This is a genomic window from Niallia sp. FSL K6-0212 (assembly GCF_038007605.1).
In the GTDB taxonomy this organism is placed as follows: Bacteria; Bacillota; Bacilli; order Bacillales; family Cytobacillaceae; genus Niallia; species Niallia circulans.
In genome coordinates this window covers 2,296,453-2,315,764 of sequence record NZ_JBBOXL010000001.1, presented here as the reverse complement: position 1 = coordinate 2,315,764, position 19,312 = coordinate 2,296,453, and the positions used below count along the sequence as shown (strand labels likewise).

Sequence of the window (19,312 nt, the reverse complement as noted above, 5' to 3'; positions counted from 1 at the left end):
CATTTAATCCCCCAAATTTATTTCTGAAAAGGCATCCTTTAAGAGGTAATACGATGCCCTTAGCCGTTCATGGTAAGCTGGCATCTCCCATTCCTCCCACGTGTACCATTTAGCATCAGCAGCTAGGATTTCATTATATCTATTAAGCTTAGGGAAGGAAGAGATTATTTCCTCCTCTTTTTCCATTACCGCTGCTATTTGGATTCCCTTAGCCTGTACACTTTCCTCTAATCCCTTTTGCCATAAATCAGCCATTATCTCTTTCTGGCTCGGATCTTTCATATTCAACAAGGCCCAAGGTATCCGGACTTCAATCGTTTTTTTATCTTTGCTCACGCTTATATCGGTTAAGCTATTAAATTCTTTACTAGCAGGATTTCCATTGCCAAATAGAAGATGTCCAGTTACATAAGATTGAAATGGAATTTTAGTATCTGGGAGCTCTAATTCCTTATTTAAGGTCAGTCGAATAGGATGAAATACTCCATTATCCTTTTTCTTTGCATAAGCTTCTTCTTTGATCATATGCAAAATGGATCCATAATGATAATGGAAGGAATCATAATAACTATCAACTAATATTTGCGAATTGTGTTCATTCGCTATTTTAACAAGAAAGTCAACGCCAAACGTTGATTTAATTGTTTTGTTTTTAAGTGCAATTGTTTTTTGGCCTTGCTTCTCAATGGTATTAAACAATAGATAGGTTGTATCTGTTTGTAAGTCTATTGGCTGGTGATAATCAATTCTCAAGTTGACCTGCTGTTCATCACTTGTTACATATATAGATTCTATTCCTTTTTGTTCCCTTCTATCTTCATACAAAGGAGAAATGCCGAGTTTTTCCCAGTCCTTTTTCTTTCCATCTATATAAATGGGCGACTCATATTTTCCAGGATCAAAGCTGAGTAAGCCAAAATGCTGTTCATTTGTTTGTAGATTGGACCAATATGGTCTTCTATCAGGATTATCATAATCCATCGTATTCCATGTTCGCTTGAACCATTCATCCTGCCAAGCAAATAGTAGCCCACCTGCATAATTTTCATCGACAATCATTTGAAACATTTCTTTATCGAAATTTCCTTGTTCTTGTTCGGAAAGAAACCCTTGTGTCATTCCATTTACATTCTCATGCGTTTTTCCTCTCGATGCGGGTACACCAAATTCAGCAATTAGAACTGGCATATCATGTGCTTCTCTTAACTCCTGTAAATAAGCTCCATAATTACTCTGCTTCCCTTGTTTATTTATATAGCCTTTATATGCAGGCTCATAGTTTAAGAAATCTGGATAATACGGATAGACATGATAGGAAGCAAGGAATCCCGCATGAAAATTCTCTGTCGTCTTTATATGATTGGGATTTACGATGGCCATATCTTCTTTTGGATCCGGCTCATAACGATGTTTAAGCAAGTCCGTTGTTACCCAATTGGTAAAGCTCATTGTATGCTGCCAGTCATATTTATCAACCTCATATTTCACTGTTTCATCCATCTTCTGTGCAAGCCAACTTTCAAAAGGAGAAGCATCTTTTGTTTCAAAGTAAGTGCCATCATATGAAGCTATGCTTTTATGTTTCTCATTTGTATTCTGTACTACCTCTGGATCCCATTCGATTCCGATCATAATGCCCAATACATATTTTGATATATCATATGTATACTCGCCGGAAGCATGGCCAGGGGCAGCAGCTATAGATGCATTCCCATGAATGATATCTATCATATTCTTCAATTCTCGATTAAAATCATTATCCACTTCATTCGCGTAAGCATCCTGTTTTTCTAGGAGAGTCTCTTCATTAATCCATGCACCATGAAAAAGATATAAAGGTTCCTCTGCCAACTGATTATACTCATACAATGCTTGATAGAAAGCGGGCGGATGCAAGGTATACACTCTAATCGCATTTGCATGCATAGCGCCAATATCTTTAAACCAGCGTAAATATTCATCCTTCGTTATGGCCGTTTCTCCTGGAAAAGTTCCTGGCTTTGCTATCCCCATATTAACTCCTTTAACAAGGAGATTTGTCCACTTATTGTCTTTCAACACCTGAATATACGTATCATCTGTTTTCGTGTTTATCTTCAAATGATTCACAGTTGTTGTTTCCACATTAGTACTTGCATGATCAGCGGAATGTAAACCATTCTTTAGAATCCCTTTCATAATAGGTACATAACTGTTCCAATAAAAGGAATGGCGATAAGTTATAGATCTTTTCCACGTATCAAACCCGACTGTTTTATAAAGTGCTGGTACCTCTGCTTCATCTGCATAGTCACCTGCAAAATAATAAGACGTGTATTGTTTATTCTTGTATTGAATGACTGCTGGAAACTGACTAGGTAAGCCATATTCGGTTAAGACTGCTTTCCCTTTTTCATTTACTGGAAGTGTATACGTAGCAAGAATATCGGTCTCATCCTTTGCAGCAACTATATCAAACCAATAACCATAATTCGATTTAATAGGCTGATTGAACAAATCCTTCCCTTTATCAGTAGTCGAAAATTGAAGGGCTCCGCTAACAAGCTCTTGATCTGACAATACAATTAGATGATCATCGCTATTAATCAAGATTAACCCTGATCTTTTAAATGACCACTTATGATCATAGATTTGTTCATATCTTTCTTTGACCCATATAGGAACTTCATTGCTTTCCAGGTCAGAAAAATATCTTCCTATCCATCCACTCCATGAAAGATGGAGAAGATTTGTTATTTTTTCGCGGGCTTGATCACTAGTTGGAGCTGCAAAGGTATTAAATTCAGCAATTAATGTTTTATTGGTGTTTTGAAACAAAGCTGACTCTACCCTTTCAACATCTTCTAACGCTAATCCGCCTTCCATCTGCTTCGAAACTTTCTCAACGCTATTCATTCTGGAAGCTTCTTCCTTATCTATTCCATATTGATCTGTCATATAGATCACATCATAGGAGGATAAATCTTTTGGCAGATGAGTTAATTGCTTGTGTTTTTCTTTCAAAGGATTAACTCCTACATAATCACGTTCTTTGCTATAAGGAGCTTGATTGCTTTTTACATATTTCTGATTATTCAACACCCATATTAATCCCGCATGTTCCTGATAGGAAGAATCCGGCACTGTTTTATCCATAATTAAGACATTTAATTCCTTTGAATGCTTTAACTGCCAAAGCCAAAAAGGACTTGTTAAAAGTCCTACACCAAAGAGAATAAGTAAAAAGAAAATAATCGATTTATTCCATTTCATTCGGATACTCCTTTACGGCTCATTTCTCCCCAACTTTTATCGCTTCTTATTAATTGCCAAATGCCTTCACATCGCCAAAAAACAGTTAACGGGCGGTACCAAAAAGATTCTGTCAGCGAATAGAAGAACAAAGAAATGATGTGGGAAACTTTCGGATATTTGCGCAAACTCCATTCTTCTAATAACACTGCTGCCATTGAAAAAATAGAGCCATAAATACAGGACAGTAATAAAATTAAGATGGCAAATTCTAAATATACTCCACCAAAAAACAAGGCAATAATCGTATAAACATATCCTAAAAATTCGACAATAGGGCCCAAAAATTCAATTAGCCAGAAGTATGGAAAAGATATTAGTCCGATATTTCCATATTTCGGGTTAAAGGTTAGCTTTCTATGATTCCATAGACTTTCATATAATCCCCGATGCCACCTTCTTCGCTGTCTTCTTAAAAACGTTATTTCTTCCGGAACTTCTGTCCAGCAAACTGGGTCTGGAACATAAACGATTTTCTTTTTTTCCTTTGTCTCTTTTAATAATCGATGGATTCGCACTACGAGCTCCATATCTTCGCCGACTGTATTCGTTTGATAGCCCCCAGCCTTTAGGACCCATTTTTTTGAAAAAACACCAAAAGCCCCAGAAATAATTAATAATAAATTATGTCTGCTTAATCCAATTCTCCCCATCAAAAAAGCTCTCAAATATTCGATTATTTGCATAATAACCAAGGGATTGCGAGACAATCCTATCTCGAGAACTTGTCCGTTTTTTATCTTACATCCATTAGCAATACGAATACTTCCACTTGAGGCTATCACTTCTTCATCACTATCCATAATAGGCTTCATTACCTTTAAAAAGGCATCTCTTTCTAAGACCGAATCACCATCTAATGAACAAATATAAGGAAAATGAGAAAAGTTCAGTCCTGCATTTAAAGCATCTGCTTTTCCGCCATTTTCTTTATCGATTAAATATAATTTAGGGAGCAGCTTCGATTGATAAATCCCTTTAATAGGCTTTGTCGTAAGTTGTTTCCTGACAACCTTTTCTATATGAACCATCTCATATTGTTCTATCATTTTCTGCAGCGTATGGTCCTTTGATCCATCATTGACAACAATGATTTCAAATTGAGGATAATTAATGCTCAACAAGGACCGTACACTTGGAATGATTCCAGCTTCTTCATTATAAGCTGGAACAATGATAGATACTGGTTTCGTATACCATTCATTTGAAACATCATCAAATGTATCTTCTCTATTTAATTTATATTCCTTTCGTAGCTGAAGCATGGAAATGAAAAGAATAACAGAATAAAACAATATAATAATTATCATATAAACAGCAATAAACGTGGCAAAGATTTGTACAGCAATTGACCACCATTGATAAACCATGCTAATAAACTCCTTTATTTAACCATTCTCTGGCCATATCCTTGGCAAACTTATCCTCTGATTGGTTAACGACTTCAAATAAAACTTCTCTGCCTTTTTTAAAGCTTATGATGGATTCAGCTGCTTGAGATCGCACCCACCAAGAAGAATCATGAAGAAGCTTTACTAACAAAGGAATATATTTATCGAGGCTACTACTCGTTCCTAATAGTTTGGCAACCATCATTCTCTCCTGCCAAACTTCAGAATCTGCCAAGAAAACGTAATCTTCTATATTTCTCACATAGCCAATTGAAGCTATTGCCTTCAAAGCTCTTAATCTGATCTCTTCCTCATACTTCGCGAAAACACTCTCTATAAATTGGACGTACTCTACCTTCTTTTTCATGCTTATTACGTCTAAGATTGCTAATTGTAACGCTTCTCGACAATAATAAAAAGGCTGAATAAACTTCCTAAAACTCTCAGGCTTTAATCGCAGCAGTATACTTCGGTAATTCTTTTCCGTAAGTTCTTCATCCTTATTTATGAGGCTCCAAATGTTTTCAGATTGAAAGGCAGCTAAAATCCGATAAATCTGGATTTTCTCTTCTTTATGACAATTTCTTTTAGATAATCGACTAATCACCTGGTGTTCGATTTCCTTCATATGAAAATCTTCTATTTTATATAGGACATTCATCCGTTTACTCCAATATCTAGACTTTATTTCTTTCCTATATTTATCTATCAAGTAAAACTCAGCAAGTTCAAGCAGCCGTTCTTCCTCCTGTTCTCCCTCTATTCTCTCAGAAAAATCAGTGAGAACCTGTTCTATTGCCTGCTTGTCTATTCTTGTTTGCTTTATATCCTTCAATCTTTCCTTCCCCTCCCGAAGATAGGAAAAGATTGGTCCAATCAGCTGTTTTTTTCGCTCATTAATTTGGTTATCTTGTCTATTCTCTATTATTTTCCTAATGACTAAATAAGTTAATAAGCATAATAGCGTAGCAAATAGGATAATACTAATTATTTGTAATACTCTTATCTCTTGTTCCAAATTAAATCATCCTCATAATTAACCTTGTTATTCTTGCCTGTAACTCTTTAATACTGAATGGTTTTGTAACATAATCATCTGCACCTAACCGTAATGCTTCAGCAATATCATGTTCACTTTTTCTGCCAGTCAACATTAAAATATGAGCATTATGCTGATAAGACGTCTTTTTAACAATTTGCAGGAGCTCGAGTCCATCCATTACAGGCATCATTCCATCCAAGATAAGAAAATGCATCCCATTCTCTTGTAATCGCTTGGATTCTAAAAATTGCATCCCATCTTCATATTCTGCGACATTTATGGTAAGGTTATTTATTTCGATGGAATCCAATATATTTTTTAAAATAGAACGAATGAAGGAATCATCATCAACAATCGAAATATTTAATAATTTTTTATTTGATGCTTCCTTCCTTTTATTAGCGCTTCGAATACAAGCACGTCCATCTTCCTTGGCTAAATAAAGCGCCTCATCTGCCTTCTCAATTGCTTTATTTAATGGTATGTCATTTGAAGTGACTTCAAATACACCAGCAGAAAAGCTCAAAGAAAATTTGCCACCATTTTCTTCGAATTCTATTCCTGAAAAACGCTTAAGCATCCTGTTTAATACATCGATAACTTCAGATTCTCCCGCTCGTTGAAAAAGAATGACAAACTCTTCGCCACCAAAACGAAAAAGTGTATCTGTGGTTCGTATATTTGTTTTCAAGAATTGGGCAAAAGCTTTTAATACCTTATCGCCTACAACGTGACCATATGTATCATTGACTCGTTTAAAATAATCAATATCTACAATAGCAATGGTACCAGAAGTTTTGGTCCGAGCTGTATCACTAATAAAACGAGTATAAGAATCCTTTAAAAACTTGCGATTATATACTTCTGTTAATTCATCAACTAATACAGACTGGTCAAAGGTTTTCTTTCGCTCGATATGTCTCTCAATTCGAATCAGAAATTCTTCTATATCAAGCGGCTTTTCCATATAATCATCTGCGCCCTTCTTATATGCAGCTATTCTCTTTTCTCTTGAATTATCAATACTACATATAACCTTTGGAACAAATGAGTGCTTCGTATGCATCTGAATATCATCTAGGATGTCTAAACCAGTTTTAAATGGCAGGTTCATATCAATAATGATACAATCTGGCTGCATACTGTAAAATTGCTCAATCGCATTCTCCGCATTAGAATTTGCTATTACCATCCAGCCTTTACGTTCCATCATCTCCTTTAAGAAAATCAATAAAGAAACATCGTCGTCAATAAGCTGAATAAGCGGTACTTCAATATCTCTAAAATCAGGAGTTTTATTAATATCTTCGTGAAAATGTTCATATTCTTCACAAATATCAAGTAACTCACTTAAAAAATTCTTTAGCTCGGATTGTGCCCAGTCTTCTTCTCTTTCTTCCACCTTTGTCATTAATCCCGAAACTAAATGAAATAACAAATCCAAATCTAATGTACCAGAAGTGCCTTTAATCGCATGCAATAACCTATAGACTTCCTCATTTTTAATGGTCTCTGCTGCTTGTTTATTTAACAATTCATTTAACTGCTGTGTCATCCTTGTAATAAATATTGCCTTATATTTATTCAACACTATAAATCCTCCCGACTACTTTAACCAAATCATTAAGACTGTTTTGATATTTTTCCCGACATATAAAAATTAATCATAAACATTTCATCCTAAATATTAGGAAAACCAAAAGACTGCGCACAAAAAAACAGACCAAAAAACTGGTCTGATTACTACAATAAATATAACATTTCGATAGATGTGTATAATTAAATTACATTTTTCTTCATTATTAATTTTTTCTTTTATATTATATAAAAAGAAAACAAAATATAATAGAGAAACATTTCCTAATTTCTACTTTTATTACTTGTTAATTTTCCTTCTTCATTCTGCGATTTTTACGATCACAGCTTTCCATTGCTGCCAAAATTGTCCCTCTAAATTGATTTTGTTCCAATGCAGTAATTGCTTCAATTGTCGCTCCACCAGGTGTGCATACTTCATCTTTCAATATTCCTGGATGCTTACCTGTTTCTAAGACCATTTTTGCTGCTCCTAAAACAGATTGAGCAGCTAACTTGTAAGCTTTCTCTCTCGGTATTCCACTGCGAACGCCACCATCTGCCAATGCTTCAATAAACATATAGACATAGGCTGGGGAAGAACCGCTAATCGCAGGAATATAATCCATTAAGCTTTCTTCCACGACTTCCACTTGCCCAAATGCTGTAAACATTTCTATTATAAAAGCAATTTCCGGCTCTGTAACTCTTTCATTTGCACAAAATACAGTCATCCCTTCTCCTACAAGAGAAGGAGTATTTGGCATGGAGCGGATAACCTTTGCATTTTTTGATAACTGTGATTCTATGTATGCCATCTCAATTCCAGCTGCGATTGTAACAATGATTGTTTCATTCTTCACATAGGAGAGAATTTCTTGTAAGACCTCTCCATATAAATGTGGCTTTACTGCAACAATAAGTACATCTGCAAAGCTTGCTACTTTTTTATTATCTAATGTCGTTTCTATTTGAAAGGTTTCCCTTACCATTTGCGCGCTTTCCGCGGATTTCGTACTAGCCAAAATATCCTCTCTACTCAAAAAAGAAGACTGCAGCATTCCATTTACCATTGCTTGAGCCATTTTTCCACAGCCAATGAAACCAACTTTTCTTTTTTCCACTCTGATCTTCCTCTCATGTTTGTCCTTTTACTCTTACATAGTATGAGAAGAAAATCAACAAATCTATCTAAGCTGTTTAGTGTTTAGAATATTAGCACATCATTTTCGGACCATTTTTTCTTTGATAATACTGCTTAATTTGATCAATTCTGATTGCTTCTTCCATACATAAATTCCCTTTATCTGAATGAAAAGACAATAAACTAATACCATATTCGATTAAGGAAACAAGAATAATCTCCATTTCCATTCCATCCAGTCTCAAAATACTGTCATTACTGGTTGTGACTTTTTCCTTTACCATTTCTAAAATGAATAGAATTCCTCTGGATGCATTTCGTATACTAAAATCCAATGCTTCTTTTATTAATAAAAGATTTTCCTCGGTTACGTATATTTGCTCCTTCACTTTAAGCCTCCTAATTCACTTGAAATTCTATCCTTATCTCGAACATCCTTTAACCTCTATATAATCTGGAAGAAAAATCTCATCTGGTGTTTTGGAAAAAATACTAGATATCTGTACTGCTTGCTCATAAGATAATCCTCGTTTGCCATTTTCTATTTGCCAATAATAAGACTTTGTAATTCCTAACTTATCAGCCATCATCTGATAGGTATAGCCATATTGCTTTCTTATGATACGCAGCTTATTCCGATGCATTTTTTACACCTCATCTTCCCCATTCTCATTTTTTTCCTTATTAAAATTATACGGTAAACAAGTGGTTTACTTCAATATATAATTCCGAATTTGTTAACAAAAATTCATTATTTACTGTTAGCTAAACGTTAACTTATAATAGAAGTAACGAAATTAGGAGCTGGTTTAGATGAATTTTCCAGAAAGATTGAGACAATTGCGGAAATCTGCCAACATTTCTCAACAAACGCTTGGGAATGCAATGAATGTAACAAAAGTATCTATCTCAGGATACGAAACAGGTAATCGCAAACCTGATACAGACACCTTACAAAAATTAGCAGATTATTTTGATGTAAGCACTGATTACCTCCTAGGACGATCAGAAGCAAAGGAAACTAGAGCTAGCTATCATAGTAAAGTATCGGATAATAGTATGACGAGCGAAGAAGCAGAGCTGCTAACTCAATTGCAGAAATACCCGACCCTATATAACCATCTTATTAACAACCCTGAAAAGACAGTTTCACAGTTATATAGGCTCTGGCGTTTCTTGGAGGACGAAAAGCAAAATAAATAAGAGCTTCTTAACTTAACAAATTTCTTATAAGAGCGTATAATATACATAATTCTTATAAGAAAGGTTGGTTTTGATGACTAATCTGCTCAAAACAATTCCAGTACCATTAGTCCGAACAAATCAATGGACTATTTTTCTATCTGTATTACTTAGCTTAGTTTTTCAGCAATACTGGATCATGCTAATTCCACTTCTCGCAGGGCTCTGTGGATTATTATTCCAATGGAATCCTATTATGAAAACAGCGAGTATATTTCTTAAAAAACCCATGAGAGAATATCATCAAGAGGATTGGGAGCAGCAGCAATTTAACCAAATAATTGCTGTAATATGCTTGGCAATAGGTTCCCTTTCCTTTTTCTTAGATTGGAATGTTCTTGGCTATATCTTTTCTATTATGGTCGGACTTTCTTCGATTATTGCCATACTTGGTTTTTGTATTGGCTGCTTTATCCGGTTTCAATGGAAAAAATATCAGTATAATCGGAGCTTATAACACGAAAGGGATTCAATCAAAATCGATTGAATCCCCGTTTTTTATAAGCTTCTTTCTTTTATCTGCTTTCCGATCATTTGTTTAAATGCTTCTAAAGAAACTCCTTTTGACTGCTCTTCTCCATATTTTCTCACATTTACAGCATTTTGTTCTTTTTCTTTATCCCCTAATACAAGCAAATAGGGAATCTTTTGCATTTGTCCTGCACGGATTTTATATCCTAATTTTTCATTGCTGTCGTCTATCTTTACTCTTACTCCTGCTTCTTTTAAAACTGATTGAACTTCTAGACAATAATTTAGATGAACATTGGATACCGGAATAATTTCCACCTGTATTGGAGCAAGCCAAACAGGAAAGGCGCCTGCAAAATGTTCAATTAGTATGCCAAAGAATCGATCAAGCGACCCATAGATAGCACGGTGAATAACAACTGGACAGACTTTTTCATTGTTTTCGTTAATATAAGCTAAGTTAAAGAGCTTCGGCATTTGAAAGTCAAGCTGAATTGTTGCACATTGATGGCTTCTTTTTAAAGCATCCTTTATATGAAAATCAATTTTCGGACCATAAAATGCACCATCGCCTTCATTAAGAATATAATCTATTTCTAGCTGTTCTAAAACATTTCTTAATGCTCCCTCTGCTAATTCCCAAATGTCATCCCCATCGAGCGAATCATCCGGTCTAGTAGAGAGCTCTACAGTGTATGCAAATCCAAAAGTACGGTAAACTTTATCGACCAATTGAAAAATGCTTTTAATCTCTGCTTCTATTTGGTCTTCTCTTACAAATAAATGGGCATCATCCTGGCAAAACGTACGAACACGTAACATTCCGTTTAGTGCACCACTATATTCATGACGATGTACCTGCCCAAATTCTGATAAGCGAATCGGCAAATCGCGATAGGAATAGAGACTATTTTTGAAGATAAGCATATGTCCTGGACAATTCATTGGCTTTAACGCAAATTTTTGTTCATCCACTTCGGAAAAGTACATGTTTTCATGATAATGATCCCAGTGGCCAGACTGCTTCCACATTCGCTCATTCATCATCAAAGGAGTTCTTACTTCTTCGTAATCCGCCCCGCCTTGAAGCTCTCTTGAAAATTGTTCTAATTCATTGCGGATGATTTGTCCTTTTGGTAAATAAAACGGCATGCCAGGTGCTTCTTCTGAGAACATAAACAGCTCCAATTGCTTTCCTAGCTTCCGATGATCTCGTTTTGCTGCTTCTTCAATCATTTCTAAGTACTCTGCTAATTGCTGTTGACTGGAAAAGGCAACACCGTACACACGCTGCAATACTTCCCTATCACTATCCCCTCGCCAGTAAGCACCAGATACACGCATTAATTTAAAAGCTTTAATAAAACCAGTCGAAGGGAGATGAGTTCCACGACATAAATCAATAAACTCTCCTTGCTGATAAAGGGAAATCGATTCATTGCTTGGTATAGTCTCTAAGAGCTCCAATTTAAATATCTCTTCTTTCTCTTCAAAAAGCTGTTGCGCTTCCTCGAACGATACTTCTTTGCGAGTAAAAGGAAGGTTTTCCTTGATAATTTTCTTCATCTCTTTTTCAATGGCTTGCAAATCATGGGAAGTTAAACTGTGAGCGAGTTTCATATCATAATAAAAACCATCCTCTACCACTGGTCCAATTGCTAACTGTACATTGGGATACAATCGTTTTATCGCTTGTGCCATGACGTGGGCACTGGAATGGCGCATAATGGATACACCTTCTTCCGAATCTATTGTAATGATAGCTAAATGTACATCCTCTTCTATTTGATGGCTCATATCTACAAACCATTCGTCATTGATCTTTGCTCCAACTGCTTTCTTCTTTAAGCTAACACTAATAGACTCCGCAATTTCTGCGACTGTGCTTCCTTTTGGATATTCCTTCTTACTCCCATCTGCTAATACTACCTTAATCATTTTGTTCACTCCTTATCATTTTTTGGTACAAAAAAAACACTCGTCCCTATTGAAAGGGACGAGTGTTTTCACCCGTGGTTCCACCCAAATTCCCATAAAAAAACACAGTGATTTTCTTATGGCTTGGTGCAGTAACGCTGCATACACGATATTGACTACTTCTCGTTCACCAATATAGCTCAAAGGTGGTAAATTATTTTCCTTTGCTAGGAAGCTCACACCTATCCTTCCCTCTCTGATAACAGTAAAAATAATTCATGTCCTTTTCATCGCATATTATGAAATTGTAAAAACAAAAAACGCACTCATCCCTAATGAAAGGGACGAGTGCGTTTACCCGTGGTTCCACCCAAATTCCCATGAAAAATACACAGTGTTGTTCATGGCTTGGTACAATAACGTTTGCATCTACGGTATTGGATACTATCAATTCCCCAATACGGCTCAAAGGTGGTAAGATACTTATTCTGCGTTAGGAAGTTTTCAGCAATTCTTCCCTCTCTGGAAACCGAAATAGTAGCTCATGTCCTTATCAAAGCTTTTTATAATCAATTTTTTTTAATATTCTATTACAAAGTAAAAAATTATGCAACCTTATTTTTTATTTTATTTATCTCTTTATGCTTTCTTCTTTCAATTACAAGACTTTTTGAAGCGAGAAAAATCGCTATATGACAAATGTCATATAGCAAGCATGACATGTATGTCTGCCAATTTAATTGATACATAATTATACTATAGATATCCATTAAGAGAAGGGAAATTAAAAATGAATATAAAAAACTTAAAACAATTAAGAACTGCTGTAGCGCCATTTGAGAAATCCACTGTAAGAATTAGTGTCTGGCAGCTTGCCAACACCATTTTACCCTTTGTTTTACTTTGGTTTGCTGCATTTAAAAGCTTAAGTATTTCTTATCTGTTAACCCTTGTGTTCGCCATAGCCGCCGCAGGATTTTTAGTAAGGATTTTTATCATTTTTCACGATTGCTGCCACTTTTCTTTCTTTAAAAACCGTAAAGCTAATAAGGTTTTAGGAACAATTACTGGAATCTTAACCTTATTCCCCTATAGCAAATGGCAGCATAGCCATTCTATTCATCACGCAACAAGCAGCAACCTGGATAAACGAGGAGTCGGCGATTTATGGATGATGACGATAGAAGAGTACGAGAATGCCTCTTTAATGGTAAAAATCCAATATCGTTTATACCGTAATCCGTTCATCATGTTTATACTAGGACCAATTTATGAATTTCTTTTAGCCAACCGCTTCAACCGTAAAGGAGCTAGATTGAAGGAAAGACTAAATACTTATATAACGAATATGGCGATTGTATTATTGGCTGTGCTTCTTGGCAGTACGCTTGGCTGGTCATCTTTCTTGCTTGTACAGCTGCCGATTTTTCTTATATCCGGCTCTGTTGGCGTATGGTTATTTTATGTACAGCATACTTTTGAAGACACGTACTTTGAAGAAGATAAAAATTGGGATTATGTAAAGGCTGCTGTAGAAGGAAGCTCCTTCTATCACCTTCCCAAATGGATGCAGTGGCTGACTGGCAATATTGGCTATCACCATGTCCATCATTTAAGTCCGAGGGTTCCTAATTACAACTTAGAACTAGTCCATAAACAGACAGAGCCCCTGCAAAATGTTCCAACAATAACACTTGCAAGCAGTCTTCGCTCTTTAAAGTTTCGTTTATGGGACGAAAAGGACAAAAAATTTATCAGCTTCTATGAATGGAAGAAGCAAAAGAAATCCCTTTCCATATCTGCAAGATCAGAAATGCAATAAATAAAAGCTTCTATCAGTCAGGTCCACTATCTTTAAAGCAAAAAGATTCCGTTTGCTTTAAGCAACTATCTGAGCAGCAATTAGGCCATTAATTGCTGCTCCATTATGTTAAAATGAATAAATAACAGTCAATAAAACGAGGTTAGAAACTGATGATGAAAAGATTAGAGGTTTTAAAAAAAAGCACGGGGATCTCTCCTTATATTTGGACATTGCTGACCATTCTGCCATTTTATTTCATATTCCATGCCTCTTCTGCAGTTGATGTAATATCAGGCATCATCCTTACCATTTTATTTTTTATTTTTTATAGAATTGCTTATCTGTCAAAAGGCTGGACAATCTATTTATGGCCGTCCTTATTAATCGGAATCTCCACCTTTGCTATTTATACATACAGCTATGTGTATTTTTCCTTTTTTCTTTCCTATTTTATTGGCAATATTAAAAAGCGGATTCCTTTTTTTATCCTTTATTTTATCCACTTGGCAGTTACTACATTTGCCATTTACTTCAAAATTATAATAGGCGATGCCTTGCTGATAAAGCAGCTGCCTTTTGTACTGATCATCTGGTTTGGCGTAATTTTATTGCCATTGAATATCCAGAACCGCAAAGAGAAAGATCAGCTGCAGGAACAACTAGAAGATGCGAATAAGCGTATTTCACATTTAGTGAAACTCGAAGAAAGACAGCGAATTGCCAGAGATCTTCATGATACTCTCGGCCAAAAGCTATCTCTTATTGGTTTAAAAAGTGATTTAGCAAGAAAACTTATCTATAAGGACCCAGAACAAGCCCGCATAGAATTGAAAGATATTCAGCATACTTCTCGATCTGCGCTGAACGAAGTCCGAAAAATGGTCTCTGAAATGCGCGGCATACGATTAAAAGACGAACTCCTTCTTGTCCAAAAAATATTAGGTGCGGCAGAGATAAGCCTGACATGCAATATAGCTTCCAATCTAAGAATTTCATCGATTGCAGAAAACATTATCAGCATGTGTCTAAAAGAGGCGGTTACCAATGTGGTTCGACATAGTAATGCCACCGCTTGCTCTATAAGCATCAGCCAGAACAAAAAAGAAACAATCATGGAAATTAAAGATAATGGAAGCACTCCTTTTCAAGAAGAAAATATGCACAAAGGAAACGGACTAGCGGGCATGAGAGAAAGATTAGATTTTATCAATGGTACTTTAGAAATTAGTGCCGAGGAGGGAACCATCGTAAAAATTGCGGTTCCACGTGATGGAAAAATAATAGAAAAGGAGGAATTAATATGATCCGCATTGTCATTGCCGAAGACCAGCGCCTGCTTTTAGGTGCTTTAGGTTCATTGCTTGATTTAGAAGACGATATCACGGTTGTGGGCAAAGCAAACAATGGAGAAGAAGCCATTCAGCTAGTCAAGGAAAAGAATCCAGATATTTGTATAATGGATATTGAAATGCCTGCAAAAACAGGCTTAGAAGCAGCGGAAGAACTTATGAGCCACCCTTGCAAAGTCATTATCTTAACTACTTTTGCAAGATCTGGTTATTTCCAGCGCGCATTGAAGGCTGGCGTATCTGCCTATTTGCTCAAGGACAGTCCTAGCGACGATTTAGCCAATAGCATCCGCAGTGTAATGGAAGGAAGAAGAATTTACGCACCAGAATTGGTTGATGATGTTTACAAAGAAGAAAATCCTCTTACTGAACGGGAAAAAGAAGTTCTGATGCTTGTTGCGAACGGCAAAAACACAAAAGAAATAGCCCAAGAGCTCTCCATTAAAACAGGCACTGTGCGAAACTATATCAGCATGATCCTCGATAAACTCGAAGTAAAAAACCGCATAGAAGCCATCACTAGATTTAAGGAAAAAGGATGGTTTAAATAGAAAAAGGACTGGATTCCCAGTCCTTTTCTATTTAAAGTAGATTTCTAACCATAGCCAATTTACTGAGCAAAAAACTCAGGCAGTTGACCTTCACGTTTATCGAGCATAATCTGTTCCGGCTTGATGCCCTGTTCACGCAGTACTTCAATGTTCTGTATCAAGAAGTCATCACTGCCAACAACATAGAATAGACCATCCTTGTCTGCAGCTAAATTTTTCACTTCTTCATAATAATCATTACGGTTATCAACAAACTGGGCTTCAAACTTTTTGTCAGGTACAGATGTAAAAATATCTGTAAATAAAAAGGCTTTTGATGAATCAATATTCAAAGAATGAATGCGAGTGACGTTGTCAGCGCGGTCGAAATAATCCAGTACAATCGGTCGAAAAGTTGCCAGTCCAACCCCTGATGACAGTAGATAAACATTTTTGTTTTCTCTTTTAAGCGGTAAGTTTGAATGTGTTTTAAAGATAGCGACTTCATTTCCGACTTCAAGATTTCTTAAAATCGATTTAAATTCTGAGCACTGCTCTCTGATACGCGTTGTAATTGCGATTACATTTTCGTGTGGTAAAGAAGAGATAGACATATGGCGAATCAAACTGCGGTTTGGTTTGTCTCCGGCATTGAAACCTCTCAAAGCGAAATGGGTGTGGGAACCTTCTTCCCATGTAAAGTCTTGCGGACGGTCAAGCAAGTAAGTTTTAACCTCTGGGTTTTCCTCAATAATCTTATTTATTTTCGTCCAGTATATTTGCATGCTATATTCTCCTCTACGGTAACAATATTGTACTATCTACTATACAACAAATGATAATTATTCTCAATTAAAAAGATTACTTTTATAAAGAAAAGCAAAAATCCTTACCCGCCTATCATAAATAGGAACAGGTAAGGATTGGTAAGATTAGAACATAATTATTTTTTCACAGCATGTATATAGTGAATGGTTTCAAATGCTTGCAGGTTATCATCCCGATTAGAAAAAAACTGCTGTTGAATTTTTTGTGGTGATAGATGTTCATAGATTAATAATTCCTCATTAGCAAGTAAATCTTCTAATTCTGCAAGAGAAGCAGCAAACTTCATTGGTTCTCCGGCAGCTTGTGCCATCTGGACCATATTTTGCACACGATTAAAAATACCAGGTTCTGTAAACAAACCCTCATCGGCAAAATCAAAAATAATCGAACTTCCTTTTGAAAGGTCTTTAAAGAAGCCATGCAGCAACTGCTGAAGCACATCTTTTGTTAAATAATAAGATACCCCAAGTAAACTAAACACTGTTTTCTTAGATAGGTCCAATCCTGCCGCAGCTAGTTTTTCTAACGAAAGCTCTTTCGTGAAATCCATTGCTACAAACTTTAAATGAGCAGGAATTTCATAGCCCGCTTGCTCTAACCGTTCTATCTTAAATTTCTGTGTAGATGGGTGGTCAACTTCATATACAGTAACATTTGGTAATGTATCGTAACGCCAAGCAAAAGTATCTAAACCTGCACCCATAATGACATATTGTTCAGCCCCAAGCTGACATTCGTTCCGAACTACATTTTCTGCGTAGGCCGCTCTAGCAAGTGGTGTTGGTGATAGTTGAATTTGTGTAACCCACTTTAATATTGCGTCCTGATCACCTTTTAATTTTTCAGCCATTTCAGAACTAAAAAAAGTAATGCCATTAGACATATTTACTGCAATGGCTTGATATTCTTCTGGTGATAAGAAATCTTGCGCTATATAATCATTGAATATAATCGGGCAGTCCTCTTTCACATGATATGCTCGACTAAATGCTGAAATTAAAGAAGTTAAACTTGATTCATTATTCTTCATCGCTAACACCCCAAAAAAAAGATTCCCCCCTGGCCAGGAGAATCTTATTATATCAGCAATGTTTATTATTGTGAATTATAGCACAAATTGATTTTTTTGTCAAATATTTCAACTTATCTCATAACTATTTTCCAGGAAATACCTTTAAAACAAAAGACGTAAATAAAAGTGCGAATCTCATATACTACATGGATTTAGACACTTCTTTTAGTACTGACCTTCTCATTCCCAAACGTAGACAAGGGCTTTTCCAAACAATAGAGTTTTGTTTAGCATTTTTTATACGCCGTTTTATTCCTAACTCTCAAAACTATCCCATTAGCTTCCCAGCTTTTTCTCCCCAATAATTACAACATCTGCTTCAAAATTATGCATTCCAATAACGGTTATATTATCTTTAAAGGAAACATCCGCTTCCGCAAATCTTCTTTGCTCTAAATCTATTATGGTGAATTCATAGTTTTCTAATAGCTTATTTAATTTCAAGGTAGTGTTAACTGGCATATAAATAGCTATCTTATTTAACCCTGCAGTACTCGCAACCCTAATTTCTTCTGTATTTTTTAACACAATATCCAATGGCTGCAGATCATGGAGACTAAATAATTTAAATAAACTTTTTGCAAAAGCATAATCCCACGCACCTTCAAATTTCACTGCGTCTCTCCAATCAAAAGGCTTATCAAATGCCTCACCAACTAAGCCAAATCCTTTCCCTTTCTTGTGCCAGCTCCATATACCATGGGCTCCGTATGTAATCCCTGCTTCTGCTCCTGATAATAAACTTTGCCACGCTGCTTTTCTCACATCAAATCTAGTAAATCTTCCGTATAAATTTCTGCTATAACCCATTTGCTCGTAACATGGTTCTGAATTAATAGAAGGTCTTTTTACCGGCTTATTACTAAACTCTTCTGCGAGCTGGTAAGACATACTTTGAAACTGAATATTATGACCAGATTGAAACATATAAAAATCCAAATTATCACTATATAGTAGCTCATCAGGTATTTCCATTAGCCTCCCTCTAACATGTAAAGTAGTTAAACATTGAGGACTTAACTTTTTAATGGTATTTAAGGCTAAAGAATAATAGGTAATAGTAAGTTCAGTTGGAAAATCAGTATCCCCACTTACTAAATAAATAGGATTATACTTAGAAAATTTTCCATCGACGTATGTTACATAATCCTCAACTACATCTAAAGGCATATTATTCACACTACTAATTTCTGACCCCCAAGTTTCTGGTACATAGTTGCACCATAATAAAACCAATGCAGGAACAAATCCTTTCTCAACTGCCATTTGCACCATTTTTTCTGCTCGTTCAAAGTATGCTTCATTTCTCTTGGAAAAATCGAATGATCCATCCTCTTTATATTCAAATGGCTTCATATTTAACTCAGTTTCACTCGCATCCCACTGTTGAAGAATATTAATTTGAAGTACATTAAATCCTTGAGTCTTTCTAAGCTCAAGATAATCATTCCACTCTTCTAAAGCTGCATTAGTAAAGGCACTCCAAACCGTATCTGCCAGGTAAAAAAACTTTTCTCCATTGGTTGTTTCCAAGCATTTTTTATTCTCCGCAACTCTTAATTTAATCAATTGATTCCCCTCCAAATTAAATAGTAAAGAGAAAATAGTTTCATTACTATTTTCTCTCTCGACTCTGTTAAATCGCAATTCTATTAC

The 19,312-nt window shown here is 35.8% G+C and carries 16 protein-coding genes and 2 other annotated features; of the genes, 5 read left to right on the top strand and 11 right to left on the bottom strand.

Annotated features, from left to right (window positions below):
- Nucleotides 1-3: 3 nt before the first annotated feature.
- The 7 genes from MHH96_RS10985 to MHH96_RS10955 form a co-directional block, all read right to left on the bottom strand.
- Nucleotides 4-3,252 (bottom strand): hypothetical protein, encoded by a 3,249-nt coding sequence (locus tag MHH96_RS10985; protein WP_341117293.1) that lies wholly within the window; start codon nucleotides 3,250-3,252, stop codon nucleotides 4-6.
- Nucleotides 3,249-4,661, bottom strand: a complete 1,413-nt coding sequence (locus MHH96_RS10980) for a glycosyltransferase family 2 protein (protein ID WP_047942761.1) — start codon at nucleotides 4,659-4,661, stop codon at nucleotides 3,249-3,251. Before MHH96_RS10980 ends, MHH96_RS10985 begins: the two co-directional genes overlap by 4 nt.
- 1 nt (nucleotide 4,662) lies before the next feature.
- Nucleotides 4,663-5,700 (bottom strand): HEAT repeat domain-containing protein, encoded by a 1,038-nt coding sequence (locus tag MHH96_RS10975; RefSeq protein ID WP_047942763.1) that lies wholly within the window; start codon nucleotides 5,698-5,700, stop codon nucleotides 4,663-4,665.
- Nucleotide 5,701: 1 nt separating this feature from the next.
- Nucleotides 5,702-7,315 carry a response regulator gene (locus MHH96_RS10970; protein ID WP_341117292.1) on the bottom strand — a complete coding sequence of 538 codons (1,614 nt, stop codon included), beginning with the start codon at nucleotides 7,313-7,315 and terminating at the stop codon, nucleotides 5,702-5,704.
- 292 nt (nucleotides 7,316-7,607) lie between these two features.
- Nucleotides 7,608-8,423, bottom strand: coding sequence for a pyrroline-5-carboxylate reductase (proC, locus tag MHH96_RS10965; protein WP_082138350.1), 816 nt, complete (start codon nucleotides 8,421-8,423; stop codon nucleotides 7,608-7,610).
- A 91-nt stretch (nucleotides 8,424-8,514) separates the two neighbouring features.
- Nucleotides 8,515-8,832 carry a hypothetical protein gene (locus tag MHH96_RS10960; protein ID WP_047942765.1) on the bottom strand — a complete coding sequence of 106 codons (318 nt, stop codon included), beginning with the start codon at nucleotides 8,830-8,832 and terminating at the stop codon, nucleotides 8,515-8,517.
- Between the two features lie 33 nt (nucleotides 8,833-8,865).
- A complete protein-coding gene (locus MHH96_RS10955) occupies nucleotides 8,866-9,087 on the bottom strand; it encodes a helix-turn-helix transcriptional regulator (protein WP_047942767.1) in 222 nt (73 codons plus the stop codon).
- A gap of 169 nt (nucleotides 9,088-9,256) precedes the next feature.
- Here MHH96_RS10955 and MHH96_RS10950 point away from each other — a divergent pair, with 169 nt between their 5' ends.
- The gene (locus tag MHH96_RS10950) at nucleotides 9,257-9,646 is read left to right on the top strand and encodes a helix-turn-helix domain-containing protein (protein ID WP_082138351.1); all 390 of its coding nucleotides are present in this window, start codon (nucleotides 9,257-9,259) and stop codon (nucleotides 9,644-9,646) included.
- 73 nt (nucleotides 9,647-9,719) lie between these two features.
- Nucleotides 9,720-10,142: a DUF4395 domain-containing protein gene (locus MHH96_RS10945; RefSeq protein WP_047942769.1), complete on the top strand. Its 423-nt coding sequence runs from the start codon at nucleotides 9,720-9,722 to the stop codon at nucleotides 10,140-10,142.
- Between the two features lie 41 nt (nucleotides 10,143-10,183).
- Here the strand turns inward: MHH96_RS10945 and thrS are convergent, their stop codons facing one another.
- Nucleotides 10,184-12,103 (bottom strand): threonine--tRNA ligase, encoded by a 1,920-nt coding sequence (gene thrS, locus MHH96_RS10940; RefSeq protein ID WP_061797767.1) that lies wholly within the window; start codon nucleotides 12,101-12,103, stop codon nucleotides 10,184-10,186.
- Nucleotides 12,104-12,145: 42 nt separating this feature from the next.
- Nucleotides 12,146-12,373, bottom strand: a binding site (T-box leader).
- Nucleotides 12,374-12,410: 37 nt separating this feature from the next.
- Nucleotides 12,411-12,639 (bottom strand) — a binding site (T-box leader).
- 224 nt (nucleotides 12,640-12,863) lie between these two features.
- On the opposite strand from thrS, the gene MHH96_RS10935 reads away from it, so the two are divergent.
- The 3 genes from MHH96_RS10935 to MHH96_RS10925 all read left to right on the top strand — a co-directional run bounded on the left by MHH96_RS10935 (nucleotide 12,864) and on the right by MHH96_RS10925 (nucleotide 15,777).
- Nucleotides 12,864-13,895, top strand: coding sequence for a fatty acid desaturase (locus MHH96_RS10935; RefSeq protein ID WP_061797771.1), 1,032 nt, complete (start codon nucleotides 12,864-12,866; stop codon nucleotides 13,893-13,895).
- A gap of 152 nt (nucleotides 13,896-14,047) precedes the next feature.
- A complete protein-coding gene (locus MHH96_RS10930) occupies nucleotides 14,048-15,181 on the top strand; it encodes a sensor histidine kinase (RefSeq protein WP_061797773.1) in 1,134 nt (377 codons plus the stop codon).
- Nucleotides 15,178-15,777: a response regulator transcription factor gene (locus MHH96_RS10925; RefSeq protein ID WP_047942777.1), complete on the top strand. Its 600-nt coding sequence runs from the start codon at nucleotides 15,178-15,180 to the stop codon at nucleotides 15,775-15,777. Before MHH96_RS10930 ends, MHH96_RS10925 begins: the two co-directional genes overlap by 4 nt.
- A gap of 59 nt (nucleotides 15,778-15,836) precedes the next feature.
- Here MHH96_RS10925 and MHH96_RS10920 read toward each other — a convergent pair whose 3' ends face one another.
- The 3 genes from MHH96_RS10920 to MHH96_RS10910 form a co-directional block, all read right to left on the bottom strand.
- On the bottom strand, nucleotides 15,837-16,541 hold the full coding sequence (locus tag MHH96_RS10920; protein ID WP_061797777.1) for a hypothetical protein: 705 nt from the start codon (nucleotides 16,539-16,541) through the stop codon (nucleotides 15,837-15,839).
- Between the two features lie 158 nt (nucleotides 16,542-16,699).
- Entirely contained in the window at nucleotides 16,700-17,614 is a 915-nt protein-coding gene (locus MHH96_RS10915; protein ID WP_061797782.1) for a class I SAM-dependent methyltransferase, read from the bottom strand.
- A 318-nt stretch (nucleotides 17,615-17,932) separates the two neighbouring features.
- On the bottom strand, nucleotides 17,933-19,225 hold the full coding sequence (locus MHH96_RS10910) for an apiosidase-like domain-containing protein (protein WP_061797788.1): 1,293 nt from the start codon (nucleotides 19,223-19,225) through the stop codon (nucleotides 17,933-17,935).
- Nucleotides 19,226-19,312: the final 87 nt, after the last annotated feature.

What these genes read in the sequence shown, in the direction of transcription:
- MHH96_RS10985 (WP_341117293.1), bottom strand. Translation starts at nt 3,252, where the DNA reads ATGAAATGGAATAAATCGATTATTTTCTTTTTACTTATTCTCTTTGGT.
- MHH96_RS10980 (WP_047942761.1), bottom strand. Translation starts at nt 4,661, where the DNA reads ATGGTTTATCAATGGTGGTCAATTGCTGTACAAATCTTTGCCACGTTT.
- MHH96_RS10955 (WP_047942767.1), bottom strand. Translation starts at nt 9,087, where the DNA reads ATGCATCGGAATAAGCTGCGTATCATAAGAAAGCAATATGGCTATACC.
- MHH96_RS10950 (WP_082138351.1), top strand. Translation starts at nt 9,257, where the DNA reads ATGAATTTTCCAGAAAGATTGAGACAATTGCGGAAATCTGCCAACATT.
- MHH96_RS10945 (WP_047942769.1), top strand. Translation starts at nt 9,720, where the DNA reads ATGACTAATCTGCTCAAAACAATTCCAGTACCATTAGTCCGAACAAAT.
- MHH96_RS10935 (WP_061797771.1), top strand. Translation starts at nt 12,864, where the DNA reads ATGAATATAAAAAACTTAAAACAATTAAGAACTGCTGTAGCGCCATTT.
- MHH96_RS10930 (WP_061797773.1), top strand. Translation starts at nt 14,048, where the DNA reads ATGATGAAAAGATTAGAGGTTTTAAAAAAAAGCACGGGGATCTCTCCT.
- MHH96_RS10925 (WP_047942777.1), top strand. Translation starts at nt 15,178, where the DNA reads ATGATCCGCATTGTCATTGCCGAAGACCAGCGCCTGCTTTTAGGTGCT.
- MHH96_RS10920 (WP_061797777.1), bottom strand. Translation starts at nt 16,541, where the DNA reads ATGCAAATATACTGGACGAAAATAAATAAGATTATTGAGGAAAACCCA.
- MHH96_RS10915 (WP_061797782.1), bottom strand. Translation starts at nt 17,614, where the DNA reads ATGAAGAATAATGAATCAAGTTTAACTTCTTTAATTTCAGCATTTAGT.